Source organism: Streptomyces sp. NPDC055099, from assembly GCF_053607685.1.
This window is the reverse complement of the sequence record NZ_JBSGUA010000003.1, coordinates 742,456-764,897: the sequence shown is the minus strand read 5'-3', so window position 1 is coordinate 764,897 and position 22,442 is coordinate 742,456. Positions and strand designations below refer to the sequence as shown.

Below are 22,442 nucleotides of genomic sequence, written 5' to 3'. Positions count from 1 at the left end.
TGGGTTCCTCCTCCTTTTCTCCGCCTTCCCGCGAGTACCCCCCAAAAACGGCCGCAGCGGATACGTTCGGCATATGGCCCAAACGGAGGAGTTCGGTGAAGAGATCGCGGATTTCGTGCGCCGCGTCGCCGAGTTGAAGTCGGCGCGCTCCGTCCCGGCGGACGACCTCGGCACCGTACTCGACGCGGCGATCTTCGAACTCGACCATGTGGCGGCGCAGTTGCGGCCGCTCTACGAACGCCTCGCCGCCGAAGGCCACTTGGGCACCGGCGCTCCCGACCGGGACGAGCAGCACCTCCTGCGGGCCCTCTTCCAGCGCCTCCCCCTGCCCGTCGCCCTGGTCGACCGGGAGTCGGTGGTGCGGCGGATGAACTTCGCCGCGACCGGTCTCACGGGCGTACGCGCGGGCTACGCCACCGGCAGGCCGCTGACCGGCTTCCTGCTGCACGCGGACCGGGTGGCGTTCCGCTCGCAGACCGCCGCGGTCGCGCGTGGCGAAGGTGACCGCAGCCTCACCGTCCACCTCCAGCGTGACCCGCACCTCCCGGTCCAGGCGACGCTCACCGCGCTGCGGCCCGGCGCCGAGCCGCGTACGGCGGTGCTGGTGGTGCTGCAGCCGGGCACGCGGCCCGCGGGCTCGCACGCGTCACCCCGGGGTTCCTCGCGCGCTCCCGCTCCCGCCCCCGACCTCGGCGAGGCGACCCGGCACGCCGCCCGCATGGACCTCGCGGACGCCATGACCACCGCCCTGCTCACGGCTCCCGCCGGGGACCGTACGGCTGTGCTCGAACGGGCCGCCGGTGTCCTGCACCCGCGGTTCGCGGACTGGGTGATCGCCGACGAAGGGGCCGCGCGGCAGCGGCGTACGACCGTCCTGGGGCCGAAGGACGCGCCGGTCGGGGACGTCCTCGCACAGGCGCCCGCCGCATGCCCCCTCGTCGTCGAGGCGGCACGCGGCGGGGCGCCCATGCTGCAGGTGCGTCCGGAGGACCCCGACGCCTTCGGCCGGGACGCGTCCGGCGCCCCCGTCCTCGTACGCGCGCAGGTGACGTCCCTGCTGTGCGTGCCGCTGAGGGGACGCTCGGACGGTCCGGTGGAAGGCGTCCTCACGCTGTTCAGGAGCGGGGCACGGCTCGCGTTCTCGATGGCCGAGGCACAGACGGTCGACGTGATGTCACGCCACATCGCGCTGGCCATGGCCCGTCACGTGAGCCGGGAGGTCCCCGGCCTCAACTAGGCGGCGTCCTGCATGACTTCCTCGCGCAGTCGGTCGCAGCAGCGGCTGATCAGGCGCGAGACGTGCATCTGGGAGATGCCGAGCTGCTCGGCGATGCGGCTCTGCGTCATGTCGCCGAAGAACCGCATGTAGAGGATGTCCCGCTCCCGCTCGGGCAGCGCGGCGATGCGCGGTTTGACGGCCTCGCGGTCGATGACGACATCGAGCGCGGGGTCGGGTGCGCCGAGTGCGTCGCGCAGCGCGTACCCGTCGTCGCTGCCCGGCAGTTCGGCGTCCAGCGAGAGAGCGGTGAAGCTCTCGAGCGCCTCCAGGCCCGCTGCCGCGTCCTCCTCGGAGAGCTGCGCCTTCTCGGCGATCTCGGCGAGGCTCGGCGCGCGGCCGGGGACGGTCTGGGTCAGCTCCTGGCGGGCGAACCGTACACGGTTGCGCAAGTCCTGTACGCGGCGCGGCACATGGAGGGTCCACATGTGGTCACGGAAATGGCGCTTGATCTCGCCCGTGACCGTCGGCACGGCATAGCTCTCGAAAGCGCTGCCGCGCTCGGGGTCGTACCGGTCGACGGCCTTGACCAGGCCGAGGGCCGCCACCTGGCGCAAGTCGTCCAGTGCTTCGCCGCGGTTGCGGAACCGGCCGGCGAGGCGCTCGGCCATCGGCAGCCAGGCCCTCACCAACTCCTGGCGCAGCGCGTCGCGTTCGGGACCGTGCGGCATCTCGGTCAGCCTGCGGAAAGCAGCCGCGGTGTCGGGTGCGTCGTCGTGCGGATGGCGCTTCGTCTGTCGCGCGTCGGATCGCATGATGCGTCGCAACTCCCTTTTCGGTGCCTTGGGTTGAAGAGTCACCGTGGGGGTGGACGCGGCAGCGCGACGGGGCACACCCGGGCGAGCGCGAACCGCTCCCACGGACGTGCCTCCTGTCCGAAGCACTGTGAACTTCGCCTGCCCCGGGACCCGGGAAGCAAACACATGTGCGCCACGGGGGCGGCACCCGCGGGAGTGGGCACCGCCCTGGCCGCCTTCATGTGGCGCGGCGTACGGCTTCCGTCTCGTCGGCGTTCGCGGCGTGCTTGACGTGCGCGACGGACGGCAGCATCCACTCCTCGTACCGGCCGAGTGCCAGGATCACGCCCAGCATCAGGACCGGGATGAACACAGCGAGAACCGCCATGACTCCTTCCCTCCCAGAGTGCCCGTGGGGGGTGCGGAGGGCGGGTCTCCCCACTTCTTCCGGGCAAACCCGCATGGACCGGCCGCACAGGGGTACTGCGGCGAGACGACCGACCCCCCACCACAGGAAGGGCCCCACCATGGCTGTTGTCGTAAGGGACGTCATGACTCCGGGTGTCGTGGCGGTAGGTCCCGATGCCTCGCTGGTGGAAGCGGCCCAGCTGATGCGCGCGCAGGACATCGGGCACGTCCTGGTGGCCACGTCCGGCCGGGTTGTCGGCGTGCTCACGGACCGGGACATCACGCTGCGGGCCGTGGCCGACGGCGCCGATCCCCTCACCGTCAGCGCGCAGGCCATCTGCACGCCGAATCCGGTCATGGTCACCCCCGACGACGCCGTGGCGTCGGCGGTCAGCCTGATGCTGGAGAACTCGGTGCGCAGGCTGCCCGTCGTCGAGGACGGACAGCCGGTGGGCATGGTGACGCTCAGGGACCTCGCCGATTCGGCCTGAGGCCGAGGCTCCCTTCGCCGCGGCGGACGACACCGCGGCCGGTTGCCCCGGCCCTCAGGCCGGGCGGGGGCCTGGCCCGGTCCTGAAGGAGCGGGTCCGGTTGCACGGGTGGTGCAGGGGGAGCGACCGGACCCGCGGCGCGGGCCCGGCCCGGCCTGAGGCCGGGCCGGAACGTCCCCGGCGGTCCGTCACGGTCACGACCCTGGGGCGGGTTGAGGACCCATGGGCAGCGACCGGCCCGACCGGTGACAGGTAAAACGATAAACCAGTGACCCGGCGGTCACGATCCGCTGAGCGCGCCCACTGTCCGCATAACGCACGCGCCGGACGGCGCACGCCGCAGACGAGGCCGGCCGGTCCTCGCTTCAGCGCCGCAGTGTCTGGGACGGCAACTCCCCGAAGCGGGCGTGGTACTGCTCGGCGAACCTCCCCAGATGGCTGAAGCCCCACCGGTGCGCCACCTCGCTCACGCCGATCGTGCCGGGCTCCGTCTCCCGCAGATCGTCGCGCACACGGATCAGCCGTACCTCCCGTACGTACGCCATGGGGGACATGCCCACATAGCGGCGGAAGGCCTCCTGGAGCCAGCGCACCCCGACCCGCGCCTCGGCGGCGAGCCCGGCGGGCGTGAAGGGATGCTCGGGCCGCTCCTGCACGGCGTCCATCGCGCGCTTCACGGGCGCCGGGCGCAACCTCCGCCCCGGGTCCGTGAGTTCGTCGCGGTACGGGTGCTCCACGGCGAGCAGCAGCCCGCTCAGGATCGCCTCCTGGAGCGGCGCGGCGACCAGGGGCGACACGTAGAGGGACACCTGGCCCGGCGGAGCGCCCGGCTCCGCGCGCAGATCCCCGATCACCGTGGTGACGAGCCGGGCCCAACTGCGGCCAGGGCCACGGGTGGTGTCCAGCTCGGGGGCGAGCGTCAGCGGGCCGCGGGTCGGCCGGCCGAGGAGCTGCTCGAGGCGCTGTTCGAGCGCCTCGCGGTCCATCTTCACCGCAAGGACCCGGCAGTCGCCGGTCCACCGTTCCACCACCGTGTCACCGACGGGCTGGAACACTCCGGCCCGCTGCGCCGTCGCGACGGTGCTCGCGCCGCCGCCCTGCCTGAAGCGCATGTGCCCGCCGAGCGGGATGTTCACGTGGTACGCGCCCAGTTCCCCGACCCGCATCCACACATCGGCGCCGCAGCTCAGTTCGCCGACGGTGAGCGCGCCGAGCTGCCCGATGTCGAACTCGGCGCGAAAGGCGCGCGGCCCGTCGAGGACATCCATGAAGTTGCTGTAGAACGCGTCGCCGATCACCTGCCGCGCCTCGTCCACGTCCGCGGTCCTGAAGGACGTCCTCGACACCTGGGCACTCACGCGTGACTCACCCGCTCCCCCGACCTCACTGACGCTCCCCCGCGGCTACACCTGGCGCCCCACCAGACTCAGCAGCTCCGTCTGTGCGTCGGCGTCCTGGGGCGGTTCCACCGCGGGGGCGAAGAGCCCGCTCTTCGCCAAGTCCGCAGCGTACGGCTTGATTTCGTGCAAGGAGAAGGCGACGAGGTCTTCCGGAAGGGTTTCGTCCGCTCCGATGGCCCGGGACAGGTCCCAGGCGTGCACGACGAGGTCGGTGATCATCTGCCCGCAGTAGAAGTCGGCCGCGGTGTCGCCGAAGGAGAGATGCACCGTGCGGTAGAGGGCGCCCGGCTCGCCGAACGCCTCGTGGGCGGCGGCTGACGCCGTGTCCCAGGAGGCGACGGGGTCGGGGCCGAGCACGTCGCCGTCGAAGGCGTCACCGACGGACTCGATGGTGGCGCCGTCGCGGACGAGCGAGGGCACCCAGAGCTGCTCGGTGGTCAGGTGGGCGACGAGGTCGCGCACGGACCAGTCGGTGCACGGCGTTCCCGCGTCCCACTGGTCGGTCCCGATCGCGTGCACCCGGTCGCCGAACAGGTCGAGGGCGGCGGCGTGCCGATCGAGGAGTTCGCGGTCGTTCAGGTCGGACGGGCCGGCTGTGCCTCTCGTGTCTGCCATACCCGCCATTGTCCTCCCACGGCCCAAAGCCGCTACCGCTTGCGCTCCACCCGGCGCTCGTCCCACACCGGCTCGGGCGTCTCGCGCACGAGACCGTCGCTGCCGAAGACGAGATAGCGGTCGAAGGAGCGGGCGAACCAGCGGTCGTGCGTCACGGCGAGGACCGTTCCCTCGTATGCCTCAAGGCCTTCCTGGAGGGCCTCCGCCGATTCCAGGTCGAGGTTGTCGGTGGGCTCGTCGAGCAGCAGGGCCGTGGAGCCCTCAAGCTCCAGGAGCAGGATCTGGAAGCGCGCCTGCTGGCCGCCCGAGAGCCGCTCGAAGCGCTGCTCGGCCTGCCCGGTGAGCTCGTACCGGCGAAGGCGCGACATGGCGGGGCCCTTGGCCTGGGCGTGCTCGCGCCACAGGATGTCCAGGAGCGTGCGGCCGAAGAGCTCCGGGTGGGCGTGGGTCTGCGCGAAGTGGCCGGCCACGACGCGTGCGCCGAGCTTCCAGTCGCCGGTGTGCGCGACGTCGCCGCCCGCGAGCAGGCGCAGGAAGTGCGACTTGCCCGAGCCGTTCGAGCCGAGGACGGCGACCCGCTCGCCGTAGAAGACCTCCAGGTCGAAGGGTTTCATCAGGCCGGTCAGTTCGAGGTCCTTGCAGGTGATGGCCCGGATGCCGGTACGTCCGCCCTGCAGTCGCATCGTGATGTCCTGCTCGCGCGGCGGCTCGGGCGGCGGCCCCGCCTCCTCGAACTTGCGAAGCCGGGTCTGTGCAGCGGCGTACCGCGAGGCCAGCTCATGGCTGATCGACGCGGCCTGCCGCAGGCTGAGCACCAGCTTCTTCAGCTGCGCGTGCTTCTCGTCCCAGCGCCTGCGCAGCTCCTCGAAGCGCGCGAACCGCTCGCGCCGCGCCTCGTGGAAGGTGTCGAAGCCGCCGCCGTGCACCCAGGCGTCGGCGCCCGCGGGCCCCGGCTCGACGCTGACGATCTTCTCGGCGGCGCGGGCGAGGAGCTCGCGGTCGTGGGAGACGAAGAGGACGGTCTTGCGCGTCTCCTTGAGCCGCTCCTCCAGCCAGCGCTTGCCGGGTACGTCGAGGTAGTTGTCCGGCTCGTCCAGGAGCAGCACCTCGTCGCCGCCGCGCAGCAGGGCTTCGAGGACGAGGCGCTTCTGCTCACCGCCGGAGAGCGTGCGGACCTCGCGGAACTGCGCCTTGTCGTACGGGATGCCGAGCGCGGCCGTCGTACACATGTCCCAGAGGGTCTCGGCCTCGTAGCCGTGGGCCTCGGCCCAGTCGGACAGGGCCTGGGCGTACTGGAGCTGGGCGGCCTCGTCGTCGACGGTCATGATCAGGTGTTCGGCCACGTCCACGGCCTTCGCGGCATCGCGGATGCGCTGATTCGACACCGAGACGAGCAGGTCGCGCACGGTCGTCTCGTCGCGCACCGACCCGACGAACTGCGGCATCACACCGAGGCCGCCGCTGACGGTGACGGTGCCGCCGTGGGGCTGGATCTCGCCCGAGATCAGGCGGAGCAGGGTGGTCTTGCCCGCGCCGTTCGCCCCGACGAGGGCGACGATGGCGCCCTCGCCGACTCGGAAGGAGACATCACCGAGCAGCGCTCGGCCGTCCGGCAGGTAGTACTCAATGTGCGCGGCTTCCAGATGTCCCATGCGGGGGATTCTCCGTGGGGGGTGCGGGTCGCCGCAAATGCGTTTCCCCTCCCTCCGTTTCCGGCCGCTCCTTTCCGGCCCCGGGCAGCGCGCGGGCCGGTTTTCCGCCGTGTCCGGCGGCGCGGGAAAGCAAGCGGGAAAGGAAACGGGAAAGGAGGCGGGAAAGGAAAGCGCCCCCGGGGGTACCCGCGCCCCCATGCCTCTGCGAACCCGTCTCATCGCCCTGGACCACCAGACCTTCGACGCCGTCGCCACCCGGCACTGGCCGGGCGCCGACCGCTTGCTGCCGCGGCTGAGCCGCAGCGCCAACCACGGCCTCCTGTGGTTCGGCGTGGCCGCCGGGATCGCGGCGACCCGCACGCCGCGCGCACGGCGGGCCGCGCTGCGCGGGACCGCGTCGCTCTCGCTCGCCTCCGCCACCATCAACACCCTGGGCAAGCGCTCGGTGCGCCGGGCCAGGCCGCTGCTGGACGGGGTGCCGCTGATGCGTCAGCTCAAGCGGCAGCCCGTCACCACGTCCTTCCCCTCGGGGCACTCCGCTTCGGCCGCCGCGTTCGCCACCGGTGTCGCGCTGGAGTCGCGGGGCTGGGGCGCGGGCGTCGCGCCGCTCGCCGGTGCCGTGGCGCTGTCCCGCGTCTACACCGGCGTGCACTTCCCGAGCGACGTCCTCGCGGGGGCCGCCCTCGGCGCGGGGGCGGCCTTCGCCGTGCGCGGCATGGTGCCGACCCGCGGTCTGCTGCCGCCACCGGGCAGGCCCCGCGTCGACGCCCCCGCCCTGCCCGGCGGCAAGGGCCTTGTCCTTGTCGTCAACTCCGCCGCCGGCGCCCCCGGACGCGCCCGGGCGCTGCTGGAGGCCCTGCCGCTCGCCGAGCTCGTGGAGTGCGAACCGGAGCGCCTCGAGGCCGAGTTGGAGGGGGCCGCCGCGCGGGCACAGGTACTCGGGGTGTGCGGCGGCGACGGCACCGTCAACGCGGCGGTCCCCGTCGCCCTGCGCCACCGGCTGCCGCTCGCGGTGCTGCCGGGCGGCACGCTCAACCACTTCGCGTACGACATCGGGGTGGAGGACCAGCACGATCTTCGCCGGGCCGTCGAGGCGGGGGACGCGGTCGCCGTGGACGTCGGGCGTTTCAGCTCCGGAAGCGGTGCTCGGGGGTACTTCCTCAACACCTTCAGTCTCGGGGTGTATCCCGAGCTCGTGCGGCTGCGTGACCGCTGGGCGCATCGCGTCGGCGGCCGGGCCGCAGCGGTCCTTGCCGCCGTCCGGCTGCTCCGCTCCGACCGGCAGCCGCTGAGCGCCGAATTCCGGGGCAGGCAGCGGGCGTTGTGGCTGCTCTTCGCGGGCAACTGCACCTACCACCGGCTCGGGTTCACCCCCGGCCGCAGGCTCGACCTGGCCGACGGCCTGCTCGACGTGCGCATCGTGCACGGCGGTCGCAGGCCGGGCTCGCGGCTTCTTGCCGCGGCCCTCGCGGGGCCGCTGACGCGCTCCCCGGCGCAGGCCGCCGTGCGGCTTCCGCGGCTGCGGGTGGACGGTCTGGAGCCGGGAACGGTGGTGTCGTACGACGGTGAAGTGACCCTGGCGCAAGGGGAGTTGCTCGTCGACAAGCTGCCCGAGGCGCTCACCGTGTACCGGCCGCTCCAGCCCAGCGGCTGACCACATAGTGATACGCGGGTCTCATTATGCGACATGGCGGCGTACCGTTCGATCCACCGCAGCGAGCGGCAGCGATCGCGAAGGAGTTCCCGTCATGCCGGAGGAGACCGCCGTCTACACACACGGACACCACGAGTCCGTGCTGCGCTCCCACACCTGGCGGACCGCCGCCAACTCGGCCGCCTATCTCGTGGACGCACTCAAGCCGCACATGCGCATCCTGGACATCGGCTGCGGACCCGGCACCATCACCGCCGACCTGGCAGCGCTCGTACCGGACGGCCATGTCACGGGCGTCGACCACGCACCCGGCATCCTGGACCGGGCGCGCGCGACAGCGGCCGAACGCGGCCTGCGGAACGTGGAGTTCACCGTCGCCGACGTCCACGAACTGGACTACCCGGACGACTCCTTCTGTGTCGTCCACGCGCATCAGGTGCTCCAGCACGTCGGCGACCCGGTGCGCGCCCTGAGCGAGATGCGGCGCGTCTGCGCGCCGGGCGGCATCGTCGCCGCCCGCGACGCGGACTACTCGGCGATGGCCTGGTACCCGAAGCCTCCCGCCATGGACGGCTGGCTCGACCTGTACCGGCGGGTGGCCCGCGCCAACGGCGGCGAGCCGGATGCGGGAAGCCACCTCAAGTCCTGGGCCCTGCAGGCCGGTTTCGACGACGTCACCGCGAGCGCGAGCACCTGGTGCTACACCTCGGCCGACGAGCGTGCCTGGTGGAGCGGCCTGTGGGCGGACCGCACGGTCGCCTCCGGCTACGCGGCTCTGGCCGTGGAGGGCGGGCACACCGACGCCGGTGAACTGCGGGCCTTCGCCGACGCGTGGCGGGAGTGGGGAGAGCGGGAGGACGGCTGGTTCGCCGTCCTGCACGGGGAGATCCTCTGCCGGAAGTGAGAGACGCGCCCAGGGGGTTCCTTCCATGCCGCGCAGGGGTGCTGACAACACCTGAAGAGGGGGGCCGGCGGGCGTGCCCCGGGCCGCGTTCGCCGGAACCATCGAGAGGGACGGTTCAGGGTGGACCGCAGTGAGCGAGGCGCACCATGGCGAACGCGACGCAGGGACTTCCGGGGCGCCGCCCCGCACGGCCGGGCGGCGGTGAACCCTCCGCTCCCCCGCCCGTCCACGCCGCTTTCGCGCTCTGGATCACCGCGGTCGTGGCGGGCTTCTTCGAGACGGTGCTCATGGCCGGCGGCCTCGTGGCCGACGGCGACACGTCCGCCGGGGAACTGGCGGGCGGCCTGCTGCTGCGGATGGCCGTGTTCTCGGCGGCCGTCCTGACCGCCGTCCAGCTGCGCCGCGGCAGGAACTGGGCGCGCTGGACGCTCGCCGTGGGGCTCGGCGTCCTCGGCACGCTGTCCCTGGTGGTCGAACCGCTCCGGTGGCTGGCCGAGGGACACTCCCCGGGCGACGCCTTCCGGGATCTGGGGGCGGTGGACGTCCTGTTCGGCGCGAGCCGTGTGCTGCATCTGAGCGCGGTGCTCGTGGCGACGGTCCTGATGTTCCGGCCCACGTCCCACGCCTGGTTCAGGGCACGGACAGCCCGGTCGACGAGGCCGGCGCGACCGACGGGTCCCGGCAGGCGCTGACCGGCCTCACCGTACGACCGCCTGCTCCACCAGCAGCCGCGCTGCCGCCGCGATGGACTCGGCATCGATGCCGGCGTGGTGCAACTGCTCCTCGGGGGACGCCGAGCCGGGCATCGTGTTCACCGCGAGCCGCACCAGGCGGGGCACCGGGCCGCCGTCGGCGAAGGCCTCGACGACGGCGTCGCCGATGCCGCCCTCCGGCCGGTGGTCCTCGACGGTGAGCAGGCAGCCGGTGCGTTCGGCGGCCTCGCGCAGAGTGGCGCGGTCGACGGGCTTGACCGAGTACAGGTCGATGACCCGTACCTGGATGCCCTCGCGGTCCAGATACTCGGCCGCGGTCAGCGCCTCGTGCACGGTCACTCCCGCCGCGACCAGCGTGAGCCGGTCGTTGTCGGACGAGCGCAGGGTCTTGGAGCCGCCGACGGGGAACTCCTCGCCGGGGCCGTAGATGACGGGCATGTCCCCCCGCGACGTACGCAGGTACCGCACACCGTCCAGGCCCGCCATCTGCGCGACGAGCTTGCCCGTCTGGTGGGCGTCGCACGGATACAGGACCGTCGAACCGTGTACGGCGCGGAACATCGCCAGGTCTTCGAGACCCATCTGGGACGGCCCGTCCTGGCCGATGGCCACGCCCGCGTGCGACCCGACGAGGTTGATGCCGGAGCCGCTGATCGCCGCCATGCGGACGAAGTCATGGGCGCGGGTGAGGAAGGCGGCGAACGTCGACGCGTACGGGACCCAGCCGCGGGCCGCCAACCCCACCGCCGCAGCCACGAGTTGCTGCTCGGCGATGTAGCACTCGAAGAAGCGGTCGGGGTGCTCCTTGGCGAAGTACTCGGTCCGCGTGGAGTCACCGACCTCCCCGTCGAGGGCCACGATGTCGCCGCGTGCGGCGCCGAGCGCGGTCAGCGCCTGGCCGAAGGCGGTGCGGGTGGCGACGGAGTCGCCCACCTCGTGGCGCGGCAGTTCCAGATGGCCGCTGCGTGTCGCGTGCAGCGCACGCGCGGCGGCGGGTTTGCGCACCTCCACGCGCACGTCCTCCCCGCCGCCGGCGCCGCCCAGCTCCTCGACCGCCGCTGCCGCATCGGCCAGGGGTTTGCCGTGCAGGCCCTCGCGGTCCTCGGCGGCGGCGACTCCCTTGCCCTTGACGGTGCGGGCGAGGACGACCGTGGGCTGGCGCGTGGTGGAGCAGGCCTCCTGGAAGGCGCGGTCGATCTCGTCGAGGTCGTGGCCGTCGGCCTCCACGACATGCCAGCCGAAGGCGGCGAACCTGCGGGCGTAGGCGTGCAGGTCCCAGGCGTGGCGGGTGGGGCCGCGCTGCCCGAGGCGGTTGACGTCGACGACGGCGGTCAGATTGTCCAGGTGCTCGTACCCCGCGTGCTCGACGGCCTCCCACACCGAGCCCTCGGCTAGTTCGCTGTCACCGCACAGCACCCAGACCCGGTAGGGAATCCGGTCGAGCCGCTTGCCCGAGAGGGCCATGCCCACGCCGACGGGCAGCCCCTGCCCCAGGGACCCCGTGGCGACCTCGACCCACGGGAGGCGGCGCGGCGTCGGGTGCCCTTCGAGGCGGCTGCCCTGGGCGCGGAAGGTCAGCAGCTCGTCGTCGGTGACGACGCCCGCCGCCTTGTACGTCGCGTAGAGGAGGGGCGAGGCATGCCCTTTGGAGAGGATGAAGCGGTCGTTGCCGGGATGGCCGGGCCGGTCGAAGTCGTACTGCAGGTGGCGCGCGACGAGCACCGCCATCAGATCGGCGGCGGACAGCGAGGAGGTGGGGTGCCCGGAGCCCGCGGCATCGGCGGCCCGGACGGAGTCGACGCGCAACTGCCGGGCGAGTGGGGCGAGTTCGCTGGTGGTCATGGCGGGCGCTCCTCGGGGGGGTGCGGTTGTGGCGGTCCGCCGGGCGCGTCGGCCTTCGGCCCCTGTCGGGCGTGGACCTGCCGACGGCACCGGCACGCGGGCCCTTCGGGTTGCCCTCGCGCCCCGCGGTCAAACACCGCGGGCACGCGGGACGGGTTCCGGGGCAGGTCCGGTTTGCCCGCCGGGCTTCGGGATACCCGTACGGAGCGCCGCCGCAGGTGTGGGGGGGTCGTGAACCGATCCCGCACCGCCCCGCGCCCCCCCCACTCCGCATGTGATCAGGACGGTCCCGATGAAGGACGCAGTGCCCATCGAAATGCCCGCCATGTCCGCCTACTCGATCCCCGCGGACGCCCCCGAGGCGGACGGCACCTTCGCCTGGGAGAGCACCACCATCGTGATCGTCGAGATCACGGCGGGCGACGCGACGGGCACGGGCTGGACCTACGGTCCCGCGTCCATCGTCTCCCTGCTGGCCGAGCAGCTCGTCCCGGTCGTCACGGGCCTCGACGCGCTCGACATCCCCGCGGCGCACACGGCGATGACCAAGGCGGTGCGCAACACCGGCCGCCCCGGTGCCGCCTCGTGCGCCGTCTCGGCGATCGACATCGCCCTGTGGGACCTGAAGGCGCGCCTCCTGGAGATCCCGCTCGTACGTCTCCTGGGCGCCGCCCGCGACGAGGTGCCCGTGTACGGGAGCGGGGGCTTCACGACGTACCACGACACGCATCTGGCGGCCCAGCTGAACGGCTGGGTGCACGGCCAGCGCATCCCCCGCGTGAAGATCAAGGTCGGCGAGGCCTGGGGCCGGGCCGCGGCCCGCGACGTGCTGCGGGTGCGCACCGCGCGCGATGTCATCGGCTCGCAGGCCGAGTTGTACGTCGACGCGAGCGGCGGCTACACCCGCAAGCAGGCGATCCGGGTGGGCCGGGTGCTCGCCGAGCACGGTGTGGGCTGGTTCGAGGAGCCGGTCCCCTCGGAGGATCTGCGGGGGCTCGCTCTGGTGCGGGACGCGCTGGTCTGCGACGTGACGGCCGGAGCGTACGGCTACGACCTCCCCTACTTCGCGCGGATGGTCCCCTCCGTGGACTGCCTTCAGCTGGACGCGACACGCTGCGGCGGTCTGACCGAGTGGCTGCGCGCCGCGGCCCTCGCGCAGGCGCACGGGATCGAGGTGTCGGCCCGCTGCGCGCCGCACGCGCATGCCGCGGTCGCCGCGTGTGTGCCGAATCTGCGGCACATCGAGTGGCTGCACGACCATGTGCGGATCGAGTCGATGTTCTTCGACGGCGCCCTCGATCCGACGGGCGGCGTCGTCCGCCCCGACGGCGGCGTGGGCCACGGCCTGGAGCTCCGGCGCACGGAAGAGGTCGAGGAGTACCGGGTCGCGTAGCCGCGCCCCCGGAAGTCCGCCGAAACGATCTCGGACGGCGGCCGGGCCAACTAGGCTCGCCCGTATGGAGATCCTGGGAGCCACGCTGCGTATCTGCGTCGAGGACCTGGAGTCCTCGGTCGCCTTCTACGAACGCCTCGCGGGCGGTACCGCGCAGCGTTTCGAGCGGGAGGGCGTGTCGGTCGCGGCGGTCGGCTGCTTTCTGCTGATGAGCGGGCCCGAGCGCGAGCTGGAGATCCTCAGGAAGGTCTCGGCGACGATCGCGGTACCGGACGTCGATGAGGCGTACGCCGTCCTGAACGCTTCCGGCGCCCGGGTCATCGCGGGCCCCGTCCCGACGCCCGTGGGCCGCAACATCATCGCGGTGCACCCGGACGGCACGGTGTTCGAGTACGCGGACCGGCGCGGCTCGTCCTGAACCGCGCCCGCGCGGCACTCGCCGTATCCTCCACGGCAGGCAGGCCGAGCAGGCAGGCCGAACGGAGGACGGTGCACGTGGCGGGCAGTACGGCGGACGGTACGGAACGGATCTCGTTGAGCGCCCAGGCGCGCGAGGCCGTCCGGCAGCGCATCGTGGACCGCCGCTACCCGCTGGGCTCGCGTCTGGTGGAGCGTGAGGTCGCCGAGGAGCTGCGGATGTCGCGGGTCCCGGTGCGGGAGGCGCTGCGCGCGCTGGTCGCCGAGGGGCTGCTCGAACTGCTGCCGCACAGCGGGGTGCGGGTGCGCCGCCTGGAACGCTCCGATGTGCGGCATCTGTACGAGGTGTGGGAGCCGCTCGCCGTGCAGGCGTCCCGGCTCGCGGCCCGCCGGGTGGCGCGGAGTGCGCCGGACGAGCCACAGGGTCTCGCCGCGCTGCGAGGCACGCTGCACCAGGCCGAGCAGGCGTCGGACGTGGACGACGGGCCCCGCGAGGTCGCCGCGCACACGGCCTTCCACGAGGGCATCGTGGCCCTCTCCGGCAATCCCCTGCTCGCCCGCACGATGGAGCAGCTGAGCTGGCAGCTCCAACTCCTGTTCGGCATGCGCGCGGAGCCGGACCACATGCGGGCCCAGCATGACCTGATCTACCGGCAGATCGCCTCGGGCGACGAGGAGACGGCCGCGGCGAGCACGCTGCTGCATGTGCGGGACAGCCAGGCGGTGGCGCTGAGGGCGCTTTTCGAGGAGAACGACTCCTAGGTCTTCTGTATACCAAGGCTCGCGGAGTGCCGCTTGGAGTCGTCTCGCCTGACTTGAGGTCTGCCTATACCCGCATATTTCACCGGGCTCCCTTGCGGGCCTCTCCAGCTTGGTATACAAACTGCGGACGCGTTCCCTCCGCCACCCGCCCTGGAGCAGCCCCATGTGCGTCGAGTCCATCCCTCCGCCCTCCTCCCGGCTCACCCGGCGCGGCGTCCTCGCGGGTGCGGCGGCGCTCGCCGGGACCACGGCCGCGCTGGCCGCCGCCGCGCCCCGGGCCGGCGCGAGCCCCGCAACCCCCGCGACCCGGCGGACCGGCGGTGATCTGGTCGTCGAGGGCGGCACCCTCCTGGACCCCGCGACCGGGGAGGTCACCGAGGACGCGGTGGTCGTCATCGTGGACGGGGTCGTGCGCGCGGCGGGCAGGCGCGGGCGTACGGAGGTGCCCGAGGGCGCCGAGGTGCTCGACGCGCACGGGCGCTGGATGCTGCCGGGGCTCGTCGACGCGCACATCCACCTCAACACCGCGGCCGAGGCACGCGACGCGGTGCTGCTCGGTGCGACGAGCGCGCGCAGCGGCTCGACCAACTTCTTCCAGGACATCGCCGTACGGGAACTGGCCCGCCAGGCCCCGGAGCAGGCTCCCCGTCTGCGCGCCGCCGGTGTCTTCGTCACGCCCGACCTGGGCGACACGATCCTCGCAGACCCGGAGCTGACCCCGCTGGCCAGGCTGCGTGACGGCGTGCGCTCGCCCGAGGCGCTGCGCCGTGTCGTCGAGGTCAACCTCGCCCGGGGCGCCGACGTCATCAAGACCCGGGTCAACGAGCGGGCGGGGCTTCCCGAGCAGGACCCGCTGGCCCAGGTGTACGACCGGGAGCAGCTGTCCGCCGTGGTCGCGGCGGCCCGGCGCGGCGGCAAGGGCGTGCTCTGCCACAGCTACAGCGAGAAGGGCTGCCACGACGCCGTCATGGCGGGCATCCGCTCGCTGGAGCACGGGGCGTTCGTCGGCGAGCGCACGCTGCACGAGATGCGGCGCAGGGGCACGTACTTCACGCCGACGCTCACCGCCATCGCGGGCCTCGCCGAGTCCTCGGACCCGGTGCTCGCCGAGCGCGGCCGCCAGTATCTGCCGGTCCTGAAGCGGGCCGTGCTCGCCGCGCACGAGCTGGGCGTGCCGCTGGCCGCGGGCACGGACTCCTCCGGCGGGAAGATCAAGCCCATCGGCCGCGAGGTGGAGCTGATGCGGGCGGCGGGCCTCTCCGCGCTCGACGCGATCCGTACGGCCACCACCGGCGCCGCCAAGCTGCTCGGCGTCGACGGCACGGCGGGCCGCCTCGCGCGTGGCTTCGCCGGTGACGTGCTTCTGGTGGACGGCGACCCGCTGGCCGACGTGACGGTCCTCAAGAAGCCGGTACGCGTGGTGCGTTCGGGCATCGCGGTCTGAACACCCCCGAGCCCCCGGTACTCCCCGCGCACCACTCCTCCGCACCACCCCTCTCGAAGGAGACCCCCATGACGCCTCTCTCCCGTCGCGGCATACTCGCCGGAGCCGCCGCCCTCGCGGGTGCCGGAGCCGCCCTCTCCGCCGCCACCCCCGCCGCCGCGGCGCCTCAGGGTGACAAGCACCGCCCCAAGGCCGTGGTGTTCCGCAACGTGCGCCCCTTCGGCGCGAAGACCCCCGTGGACCTCACGGTCGTCGACGGCCGCATCACGCAAGGCCGGGCGCCCAAGGGCGCCAAGGTGATCGACGGCGGCGGCCGGGTCGCCCTGCCCTCGCTCGTGGACGCCCACATCCACCCGGACAAGACGACGTGGGGCGGCGACTGGGTCACGCGCAAGCCCGCGAGCGGCATCGCCGACTACTGCGCCCAGGACGTGGAGCTGTTCAAGAGCCAGGCCCGGCCGGTCGGCGGGCGCGCCTATGGCCTGATGGCGCACGCCGTGACCCGCGGCACCCGCGCGATGCGCGCCCACGTGGACGTGGCGCCCGCCTACGACCTGGCCGGTGTCGAGGGCGTGAACGCGGCCCGCGAGCGGCTGCGGGACGCCCTGGACGTGCAGATCGTGGCCTTCCCGCAGCACGGCGTGATCCGGACCCCGGGCACGGCGGAGCTCCTGGAGGAAGCGGCCCGCTCCGGCGCCGTCGACCTGGTCGGCGGCATCGACCCGATCAGCTTCGACGACGCGATGGACGAACAGCTCGACCTGGTCTTCGGCCTCGCGGACCGCCACGGGGTCGGCGTGGACATCCACCTCCACGACCGCGACGAGAAGGGCACGAAGGTCCTGCGGGCGATCATCGACCGCACCCGCGCGCTGTCCCTGCGCGGCAAGGTCACGGTCAGCCACGTCTTCTGCCTGCCGAAGCTGTCCGACACCGACCTGGGCAAGATGGCGGCCGACCTGGGTGAGCAGGACATCTCCCTGACGACGGTGGCGCCGAACGAGTCGCTGGTCCTGCCGATCGCGAGGCTGCGTGAGCACGGGGTGCGGGTCGGGCTCGGCTCGGACGGGGTGCGCGACGCGTGGAGCCCGTTCGGCAACGCCGACATGCTGCACCGCGCGCACATCCTCGGCTGGGTCACCGACGTCCGTCTCGACGACGAGCTCACCGACTGCTACGACGTGGGCGCGCACGGCGGCGCCGACGTGATGGGCCTGGACCACGCCGACCTCAAGCCCGGCTCCCCCGCCGACTTCATCCTCGTGCGCGGCGAGTGCCTGCCGCAGGTCCTGGTGGACATGCCGCAGCGGGACATGGTGGTGCACGGCGGCAAGGTCGTCGCCAGGAACGGCGAGCTGGCGTAACCACGGGGTCGGGCGTCACTCCCGCGAAGCTGCCCGCATCCGGAAGTCGTACCGGGCGGGCAGCTCCTCGTCGGTCACCGCGCGCCACAGCTCGCCGAGCACCTCGGCGCCCTCACGCAGGTCGGCGACCTCGAAGCCCTCGTCGAACATCGCCCGCGCGGCGGCCTTCTCGCCCTCCGCCAGGAGCAGTTGAATCTCGACGAGGCGGAAGCGGCCCTCCGCCCGCGTGGCCGGATGCAGGCGCTCCCACACAGCGCGGGCCGCCTCCTTGCGCCCGGCCGCGAGCAGGACACCCATCACCTCCCTGCCGAGGGCGGCACTCGCGGACGTCCACAGGACACCGTCGTCGCGCCGCTCCTGGCACAGGTCGTCGAAGGCTTCCGCGTACCGGTCGGCGGCCCGCTCCAGGTTCCCCGCGTCCTCGTCGGCGACCGCGAGGCAGCGCAGGAACGGCCAGCGCGAGGGGGCGAGTTCGAGGCCGCGCTCCCAGCTGCGCACCGCCTGCGCCAGGTCGCCCGCGTGCCACTGCGCCACGCCCAGGTGGTACTCGGCGGCCGGCCGCGCGGGCGCCGTCTCCAGCATGTCCCGCCAGTGCGGGGCGACCAGGGTCGGGCCGGGCGGCGCCACCCGGCGCGGCTCGGGGACGGCGCCGGAGTGCAGGAGCTCCAGCCACGGTTCCTGATCGGGGCCGAGGGTGGACTCGGCGAACGGCGTGCCCGGCAGCTTGTAGCCCGCGCGCAGGACTTCGAGCGCGCCCCACCCGGACCCGGCGGCGAGCACCTCGCCCGGCTCGGTGTCCGCGCACGGCCGCCACGCGTCGTAGGCTTCCTCCACCGCGCCGCGCGGCAGCGCGTCCGCGAGCCGCGCCCGGGCCTCCTCGCGCGCGGCACGCCAGTCGGGTCCGTGCACGAGGCCCGGGTCAGCCGACAGCGGTCCGTACGACTCCAGCCAGCTGAACTCGCCCTCGGCGTCCAGGCGTACGTGCTCCAGCTGGGTCCGTGCGAGGCCGGCCTGGATCTCCGCGTACCCTCCCGTGCCGGGCTCCGTCAGCCACTCCTGCCAGCGCCGCCCGCCCGTGCCGGAACCCCACACGAAGAGTTTGCGGCCGCGCAGCAGGTCGGTCGACGTCTGGACGAGGCCGTGCCCGTCGTCGTCGAGCGCGGTTATCCAGCGCCGTGAGCGGTCCGGTACGTCGTAGAAGTAGTCGGCGGCGAACTCGCTGCGCGGCGGGTAGGTCCGGTCCACGCCGTCGGTCTCGGGCACCGGCACCTTGCGCAGCGCGCCCGTGTACCCGAAGTGCCAGGCCTCGTCGGCCGGGGCGAGGACCCGGCGCTCCTCGGGCACGGCGATGTTGGACCACCAGTAGACCGGGACCGCCTTCTCGTGCGGGTTGCGTATCCGCACGCCGACGTGGAGGAAGTCGGAGTCCCCGGGCAGCCACAGGTCCACCTGGAAGGGCACGTCGCGCAGCCGCTCCCATTCCCAGAGCCGCAGCATCTCGCCGCCGTCGGGCGCCGTCACGCGCGCGGCGTGCAGGGGTGCGCAGGACAGCGTCGTATGGCCGGTGGCGCCGATGTTCCACTCGATGCCGCCGGAGAACCAGGCGCCGTTCAGCGCGAAGGCGGCGGGTTGCAGCACCGGGTTGCGGTAGAGGAGTTCACGGCCGGTCGGCTTGTGGAAGAGGGAGTGGACGCGGCCGCCGAAGCCCGGCAGGACGGTGGCGCGCAACCGGTCGTTCTCGATGACCAGGGTGTCGAGGGTGGTGTCGGTCCGCTCGCGCCCGTACCCGTCGAGCACCCGCGTCGGCAGGACCCCGCGCAACGGCGCGTATCCGAGCTGGCGCGCCATGTCGCGCGGCAGGCCCTCTCTGTCGCGCTCGTCCAGCGTGTGCACCTCACGGAGCGGCCGCAGCGGCGGCAGCGGGTTCTCGGGGCCCAACGGGGCGGCGGGCAGCGTCAGTACGTCACGTCGCACGGTGGTCGTCACGATCACCATGGAACACGCTCGGCGCCGTCCCGACCAGGGTCTCTCCCGGTCGGGATTCCGCGAAGCCGCTACTTGCGCCGACGCATGAAGTACGCCCCGCACAGCGCGCCGATCAGGCCGGTGCCCAGGAGCGCCACCCACAGGGGCATGGTCACTTCCGGGATCAGAAGTCTGATCTTGGTGTGGCGGGTGTTCTCGAAGATGAAGACCAGGGTGAGGACGGCGATCGCGAGGACGGCGATCCTGCCGGGCGTCATGACGCCACCGCCACCGCCGCCCGAGCCGCCCTTCGGGCCGCCCGTCGAGCTGCTGGGACCCATGCGTGGACCTTCCGTCGGAGCTTCGGCCGGCATCCCCCGGTGACCAGCATGGGCATCTCGGCCGGGTTCGCGCGCGGTGGATGCTCCTCCAGGGTGGGGGCGTGGGCCAAACGGGTGAGGTGCGGCGCGTGCGGCGGGCCTCATGCCAGCGCGGGCGTCTCCAGCGTCAACGTCCCCTTGTCCGCGTCCAGTTCACCCGCCAGGCCGAACGGCACGGTCAGCGCCCCGTCGCAGTGCCCAAAACCGAACTCCTCGACGACCGGCACACCAAGACCGCCCAGCCGGTCGAGCAGCAGCGTCCGCACCGAGTCGTACGGATCGCAGTCCACCCACGAGCCGAGCGCCACCCCGCGCACCCCCTCGAACCAGCCCGCTCGCAGGAGTTGGGTGAGGTAGCGGTCGAGGCGGTACGTCTCCTCGCCGATGTCCTCCAGGAAGAGCAGCCCGCCGCGCGCCGACGCGCGCACCTGGGGGGCGCCGATGTCCGCGGCGAGCAGGGAGAGGCAGCCGCCGAGGGTCACACCTCGCGCGCGGCCCGGCACGAGCGCCGTCCCGCCCGAGGCGATCACCTGGACCTGCTCGGGTGCGAAGAGCGTGGCCCGCAAGTGCTCCTGCGCTCGGGCGTTCTTGAGGAAGTCCATGGCCGCGACCATCGGGCCGTGCAGCGTCGCGAGGCCGAGGCGCGCCGCGAACGCCTCGTGCAGTGTGGTGATGTCGCTGTAGCCGACGAACACCTTGGGGCCCGCGGCCCGCATCGCCGCCCAGTCCAGCGCCTCCACCATGCGCAGGGCTCCGTAGCCGCCACGCGCGCAGAGCACCGCGGAGACGGACGGGTCGCACCAGGCCTCCTGGAGGTCGCGGGCGCGGTCGGCGTCCGTGCCCGCGAGGTAGTCCAGCCCCGGGTGGCGGTCCAGGACGTGCGGGGCGACGACCGGATCGAGGTCCCAGCCCCGCAGGATGTCGAGGCCCGCCTGGAGCCGCTCCTCCGGGATGGGTCCGCTGGGCGCGACGACGGCGACCCGCGCGCCGGGGGTGAGCCGCGCGGGGCGTGTCAGGGGTATCACTTGGAGAGCTCCAGGGTGGGCGTGGTGCCCGACAGCTTCAGGCGGAACACCTGGGCGTACAGGGCGAGTTCGGCCTCCAGGGCCCGGATCAGTGTGTCCGCGCGGCGGAATCCGTGCCCCTCGCCCTCGAAGGCGATGTAGGCGTGCGGCACGCCGCGCCCCTGAAGTTCGGAGACGAACCGCTCGGCCTGTTCGGGCGGGCAGATCACGTCGTCGAGGCCCTGCAGCAGCAGGAAGGGCACGCCGACCCGGTCGGCGTGCTCCGCGGGGGAACGCTCCACGTACCGTGTCGGCACCTCGTCGAAGGGGCCGATCATCGAGTCCAGATAACGCGACTCGAAATCGTGGGTCCCGCCGGCGGCCCACTCCGTGAGGTCGAGAACGGGGTAGATGATCGTGCCGCAGGCGTACACGTCCGTCGTGGTCAGCGAGGCGGCCGTGGTCCAGCCGCCCGCGCTGCCGCCGCGGATCGCGAGGCGGTCGCGGTCGGCGGTGCCCTCGTCGGCCAGGGCCAGGGCGACGGCGGCGCAGTCCTCCACGTCGACGATGCCCCACTGTTCGCGCAGCCGGTTGCGGTACTCGCGGCCGTAGCCCGTCGAGCCGCCGTAGTTGACCTCGGCGACGCCGATGCCGCGCGAGGTGAAGTAGGCGATCTCCAGGTCGAGCACGAGCGGGGAGCGGCTGGTGGGCCCGCCGTGCACCCACACCACGTACGGCGGGAGTTCTTCGTCGGGGGCGACGCAGGCCGGGTGGTGCGGAGGGTAGACGTGCGCGTGGATCTCGCGGCCCGCCGGGCCGCTGAAGGTGCGGATGCGCGGCTCGGGGTAGTACGCGGTGTCCACCGGGTCGTCGTGCGCGGCGCCGATGACGCGGGCGCGGCCGGTGCTGGTGTCCAGCTCCACGACCTCGTACGCGCTGCGGGGGCTGGCCGCGACGCCGACGGCACGGGTGCCGTTCACCGCGACGGTCGCCGCCCACTCGGTCCAGGGGCCCGCCGCGTCGACGACCTCGCCGGTCTCCGGGTCGAGCACGCCGAGCGCGGTGGCACCCTTGCCGTGCACGACGACGACGAGGCCGCTGTCCAGGGGCGCGAACCAGCCGGAGCCGATCTGCCACAGGGGGCCGCCGAACTCCTCTTCGCGCGGACAGACGGGTGCGCCGTCGCCGCCCTCGGATACGTCACCGCGGTAGAGGTTCCACCAGCCCGTGCGGTCGCTCGCGAACAGCAGCCGTCCGTCGGGGGCCCACTCCGCCTGCGCGATGGACTCTTCGGGCCCGCCCGCGAACACCCGCGGGGCGCCGAACGTGCCGTCCGCGCGGACCTCTGCGACCAGGAGTTCCGTGCCGTCCCACGGCATCCGGGGGTGGTCCCAGGCGATCCACGCCGCACGGGCGCCGTCCGGCGAGAGGCGGGGCCCGGTGAGGAAGCGGTGCCGGTCGTCGGAGAGTTCCCGCACCGCCGCGCGGTCGTCGGCCGCCGAACCGTCGAGCGGCACGGCGACGGCGACTCTGCGCACATCGGTCGGCCCCTCCCCGGTGTACTCCTCCAGGACGCACCACACCTCGCCCCGGTCCAGGTGCACGCACGGGTCGATGTACCGCAGGCCGCCGCCCACGCGGGAGAGTGGCGTCAGGGGGCTCGGCTCAGCTCCGGGGACGTCGGGCGTGTACGCGTACAGGCGCTGGTCCGCGAAGTTCGCGAACACGATCAGCGGCCCCTCGGGCCCCGCTGCCCCGGCCCACGAACGCCCCCCGTACTCGATGACCCGGCTGCGCACGTTCCACGGCTGGGGCAGCACGGACTCCTCCGTGCCGTCCGGACGCCGTCGCACCAGGGCGCGCCTGCCGCCCTCGGCGGGCCTGGGCTCGGTCCACCACGCCTCGTCCCCGACGAAGCCCACGGTGGCCGGGGAGCCGTCGTGGGCCGCGGCGAGCGCCGCGTCGATGGGCGACGGCCATGATCCGTAAGCCTGGGTCTCCATCATGTCCTTCTCTTCCCC

At 73.1% G+C, this 22,442-nt stretch carries 20 protein-coding genes; 10 read left to right on the top strand and 10 right to left on the bottom strand.

Features of this window, described 5'->3' with window-relative positions; genetic code table 11:
• Positions 1–73: 73 nt before the first annotated feature.
• Positions 74–1,237: a PAS domain-containing protein gene (locus ACWFRU_RS11195; protein ID WP_453685829.1), complete on the top strand. Its 1,164-nt coding sequence runs from the start codon at positions 74–76 to the stop codon at positions 1,235–1,237.
• Here the strand turns inward: ACWFRU_RS11195 and ACWFRU_RS11190 are convergent.
• The gene (locus tag ACWFRU_RS11190) at positions 1,234–2,031 is read right to left on the bottom strand and encodes an RNA polymerase sigma factor SigF (RefSeq protein ID WP_453685828.1); all 798 of its coding nucleotides are present in this window, start codon (positions 2,029–2,031) and stop codon (positions 1,234–1,236) included. The two genes, ACWFRU_RS11195 and ACWFRU_RS11190, sit on opposite strands and share 4 nt — an antisense overlap.
• Positions 2,032–2,251: 220 nt before the next feature.
• Positions 2,252–2,401: a hypothetical protein gene (locus ACWFRU_RS11185; RefSeq protein ID WP_453685827.1), complete on the bottom strand. Its 150-nt coding sequence runs from the start codon at positions 2,399–2,401 to the stop codon at positions 2,252–2,254.
• Positions 2,402–2,540: 139 nt separating this feature from the next.
• On the opposite strand from ACWFRU_RS11185, the gene ACWFRU_RS11180 reads away from it, so the two are divergent.
• Positions 2,541–2,912, top strand: a complete 372-nt coding sequence (locus ACWFRU_RS11180) for a CBS domain-containing protein (RefSeq protein ID WP_453685826.1) — start codon at positions 2,541–2,543, stop codon at positions 2,910–2,912.
• 365 nt (positions 2,913–3,277) lie between these two features.
• On the opposite strand, the gene ACWFRU_RS11175 is transcribed toward ACWFRU_RS11180, so the two are convergent.
• The 3 genes from ACWFRU_RS11175 to ACWFRU_RS11165 are packed head-to-tail and all read right to left on the bottom strand — an operon-like array spanning position 3,278 to position 6,579.
• Positions 3,278–4,270: an AraC family transcriptional regulator gene (locus ACWFRU_RS11175; protein ID WP_453685825.1), complete on the bottom strand. Its 993-nt coding sequence runs from the start codon at positions 4,268–4,270 to the stop codon at positions 3,278–3,280.
• A 45-nt stretch (positions 4,271–4,315) separates the two neighbouring features.
• On the bottom strand, positions 4,316–4,927 hold the full coding sequence (locus ACWFRU_RS11170) for a TIGR03086 family metal-binding protein (protein WP_453685824.1): 612 nt from the start codon (positions 4,925–4,927) through the stop codon (positions 4,316–4,318).
• Positions 4,928–4,959: 32 nt separating this feature from the next.
• Entirely contained in the window at positions 4,960–6,579 is a 1,620-nt protein-coding gene (locus tag ACWFRU_RS11165; RefSeq protein ID WP_453685823.1) for an ABC-F family ATP-binding cassette domain-containing protein, read from the bottom strand.
• Positions 6,580–6,775: 196 nt separating this feature from the next.
• Here ACWFRU_RS11165 and ACWFRU_RS11160 point away from each other — a divergent pair, with 196 nt between their 5' ends.
• The 3 genes from ACWFRU_RS11160 (at position 6,776) to ACWFRU_RS11150 (ending at position 9,829) form a co-directional block, all read left to right on the top strand.
• Positions 6,776–8,233: a phosphatase PAP2 family protein gene (locus ACWFRU_RS11160; protein ID WP_453685822.1), complete on the top strand. Its 1,458-nt coding sequence runs from the start codon at positions 6,776–6,778 to the stop codon at positions 8,231–8,233.
• A 94-nt stretch (positions 8,234–8,327) separates the two neighbouring features.
• Positions 8,328–9,137 (top strand): class I SAM-dependent methyltransferase, encoded by an 810-nt coding sequence (locus tag ACWFRU_RS11155; protein WP_453685821.1) that lies wholly within the window; start codon positions 8,328–8,330, stop codon positions 9,135–9,137.
• Positions 9,138–9,283: 146 nt separating this feature from the next.
• Complete coding sequence (locus ACWFRU_RS11150) at positions 9,284–9,829, top strand: hypothetical protein (RefSeq protein WP_453685820.1); 546 nt, start codon at positions 9,284–9,286, stop codon at positions 9,827–9,829.
• 6 nt (positions 9,830–9,835) lie between these two features.
• Here ACWFRU_RS11150 and ACWFRU_RS11145 read toward each other — a convergent pair whose 3' ends face one another.
• The gene (locus tag ACWFRU_RS11145; RefSeq protein ID WP_453685819.1) at positions 9,836–11,692 is read right to left on the bottom strand and encodes a transketolase; all 1,857 of its coding nucleotides are present in this window, start codon (positions 11,690–11,692) and stop codon (positions 9,836–9,838) included.
• Positions 11,693–11,984: 292 nt separating this feature from the next.
• Here ACWFRU_RS11145 and ACWFRU_RS11140 point away from each other — a divergent pair, with 292 nt between their 5' ends.
• The 5 genes from ACWFRU_RS11140 (at position 11,985) to ACWFRU_RS11120 (ending at position 17,072) form a co-directional block, all read left to right on the top strand.
• Positions 11,985–13,085, top strand: a complete 1,101-nt coding sequence (locus tag ACWFRU_RS11140) for an enolase C-terminal domain-like protein (protein WP_453685818.1) — start codon at positions 11,985–11,987, stop codon at positions 13,083–13,085.
• A gap of 64 nt (positions 13,086–13,149) precedes the next feature.
• The gene (locus tag ACWFRU_RS11135; RefSeq protein WP_453685817.1) at positions 13,150–13,503 is read left to right on the top strand and encodes a VOC family protein; all 354 of its coding nucleotides are present in this window, start codon (positions 13,150–13,152) and stop codon (positions 13,501–13,503) included.
• Positions 13,504–13,574: 71 nt separating this feature from the next.
• Complete coding sequence (locus tag ACWFRU_RS11130) at positions 13,575–14,264, top strand: GntR family transcriptional regulator (protein ID WP_453685816.1); 690 nt, start codon at positions 13,575–13,577, stop codon at positions 14,262–14,264.
• A gap of 163 nt (positions 14,265–14,427) precedes the next feature.
• Positions 14,428–15,708 carry an amidohydrolase family protein gene (locus tag ACWFRU_RS11125; RefSeq protein WP_453685815.1) on the top strand — a complete coding sequence of 427 codons (1,281 nt, stop codon included), beginning with the start codon at positions 14,428–14,430 and terminating at the stop codon, positions 15,706–15,708.
• Positions 15,709–15,776: 68 nt separating this feature from the next.
• Positions 15,777–17,072, top strand: coding sequence for an amidohydrolase family protein (locus ACWFRU_RS11120; protein ID WP_453685814.1), 1,296 nt, complete (start codon positions 15,777–15,779; stop codon positions 17,070–17,072).
• 15 nt (positions 17,073–17,087) lie between these two features.
• Here ACWFRU_RS11120 and ACWFRU_RS11115 read toward each other — a convergent pair whose 3' ends face one another.
• The 4 genes from ACWFRU_RS11115 to ACWFRU_RS11100 all read right to left on the bottom strand — a co-directional run bounded on the left by ACWFRU_RS11115 (position 17,088) and on the right by ACWFRU_RS11100 (position 22,424).
• Positions 17,088–19,067 (bottom strand): DUF5107 domain-containing protein, encoded by a 1,980-nt coding sequence (locus ACWFRU_RS11115; protein WP_453685813.1) that lies wholly within the window; start codon positions 19,065–19,067, stop codon positions 17,088–17,090.
• Positions 19,068–19,126: 59 nt separating this feature from the next.
• On the bottom strand, positions 19,127–19,378 hold the full coding sequence (locus ACWFRU_RS11110; protein ID WP_453685812.1) for a DUF1049 domain-containing protein: 252 nt from the start codon (positions 19,376–19,378) through the stop codon (positions 19,127–19,129).
• Positions 19,379–19,518: 140 nt separating this feature from the next.
• Positions 19,519–20,442 carry a S66 peptidase family protein gene (locus tag ACWFRU_RS11105; RefSeq protein ID WP_453685811.1) on the bottom strand — a complete coding sequence of 308 codons (924 nt, stop codon included), beginning with the start codon at positions 20,440–20,442 and terminating at the stop codon, positions 19,519–19,521.
• Positions 20,439–22,424 (bottom strand): dipeptidyl-peptidase 5, encoded by a 1,986-nt coding sequence (locus tag ACWFRU_RS11100; protein ID WP_453685893.1) that lies wholly within the window; start codon positions 22,422–22,424, stop codon positions 20,439–20,441. Before ACWFRU_RS11100 ends, ACWFRU_RS11105 begins: the two co-directional genes overlap by 4 nt.
• Between the last annotated feature and the right edge of the window lie 18 nt (positions 22,425–22,442).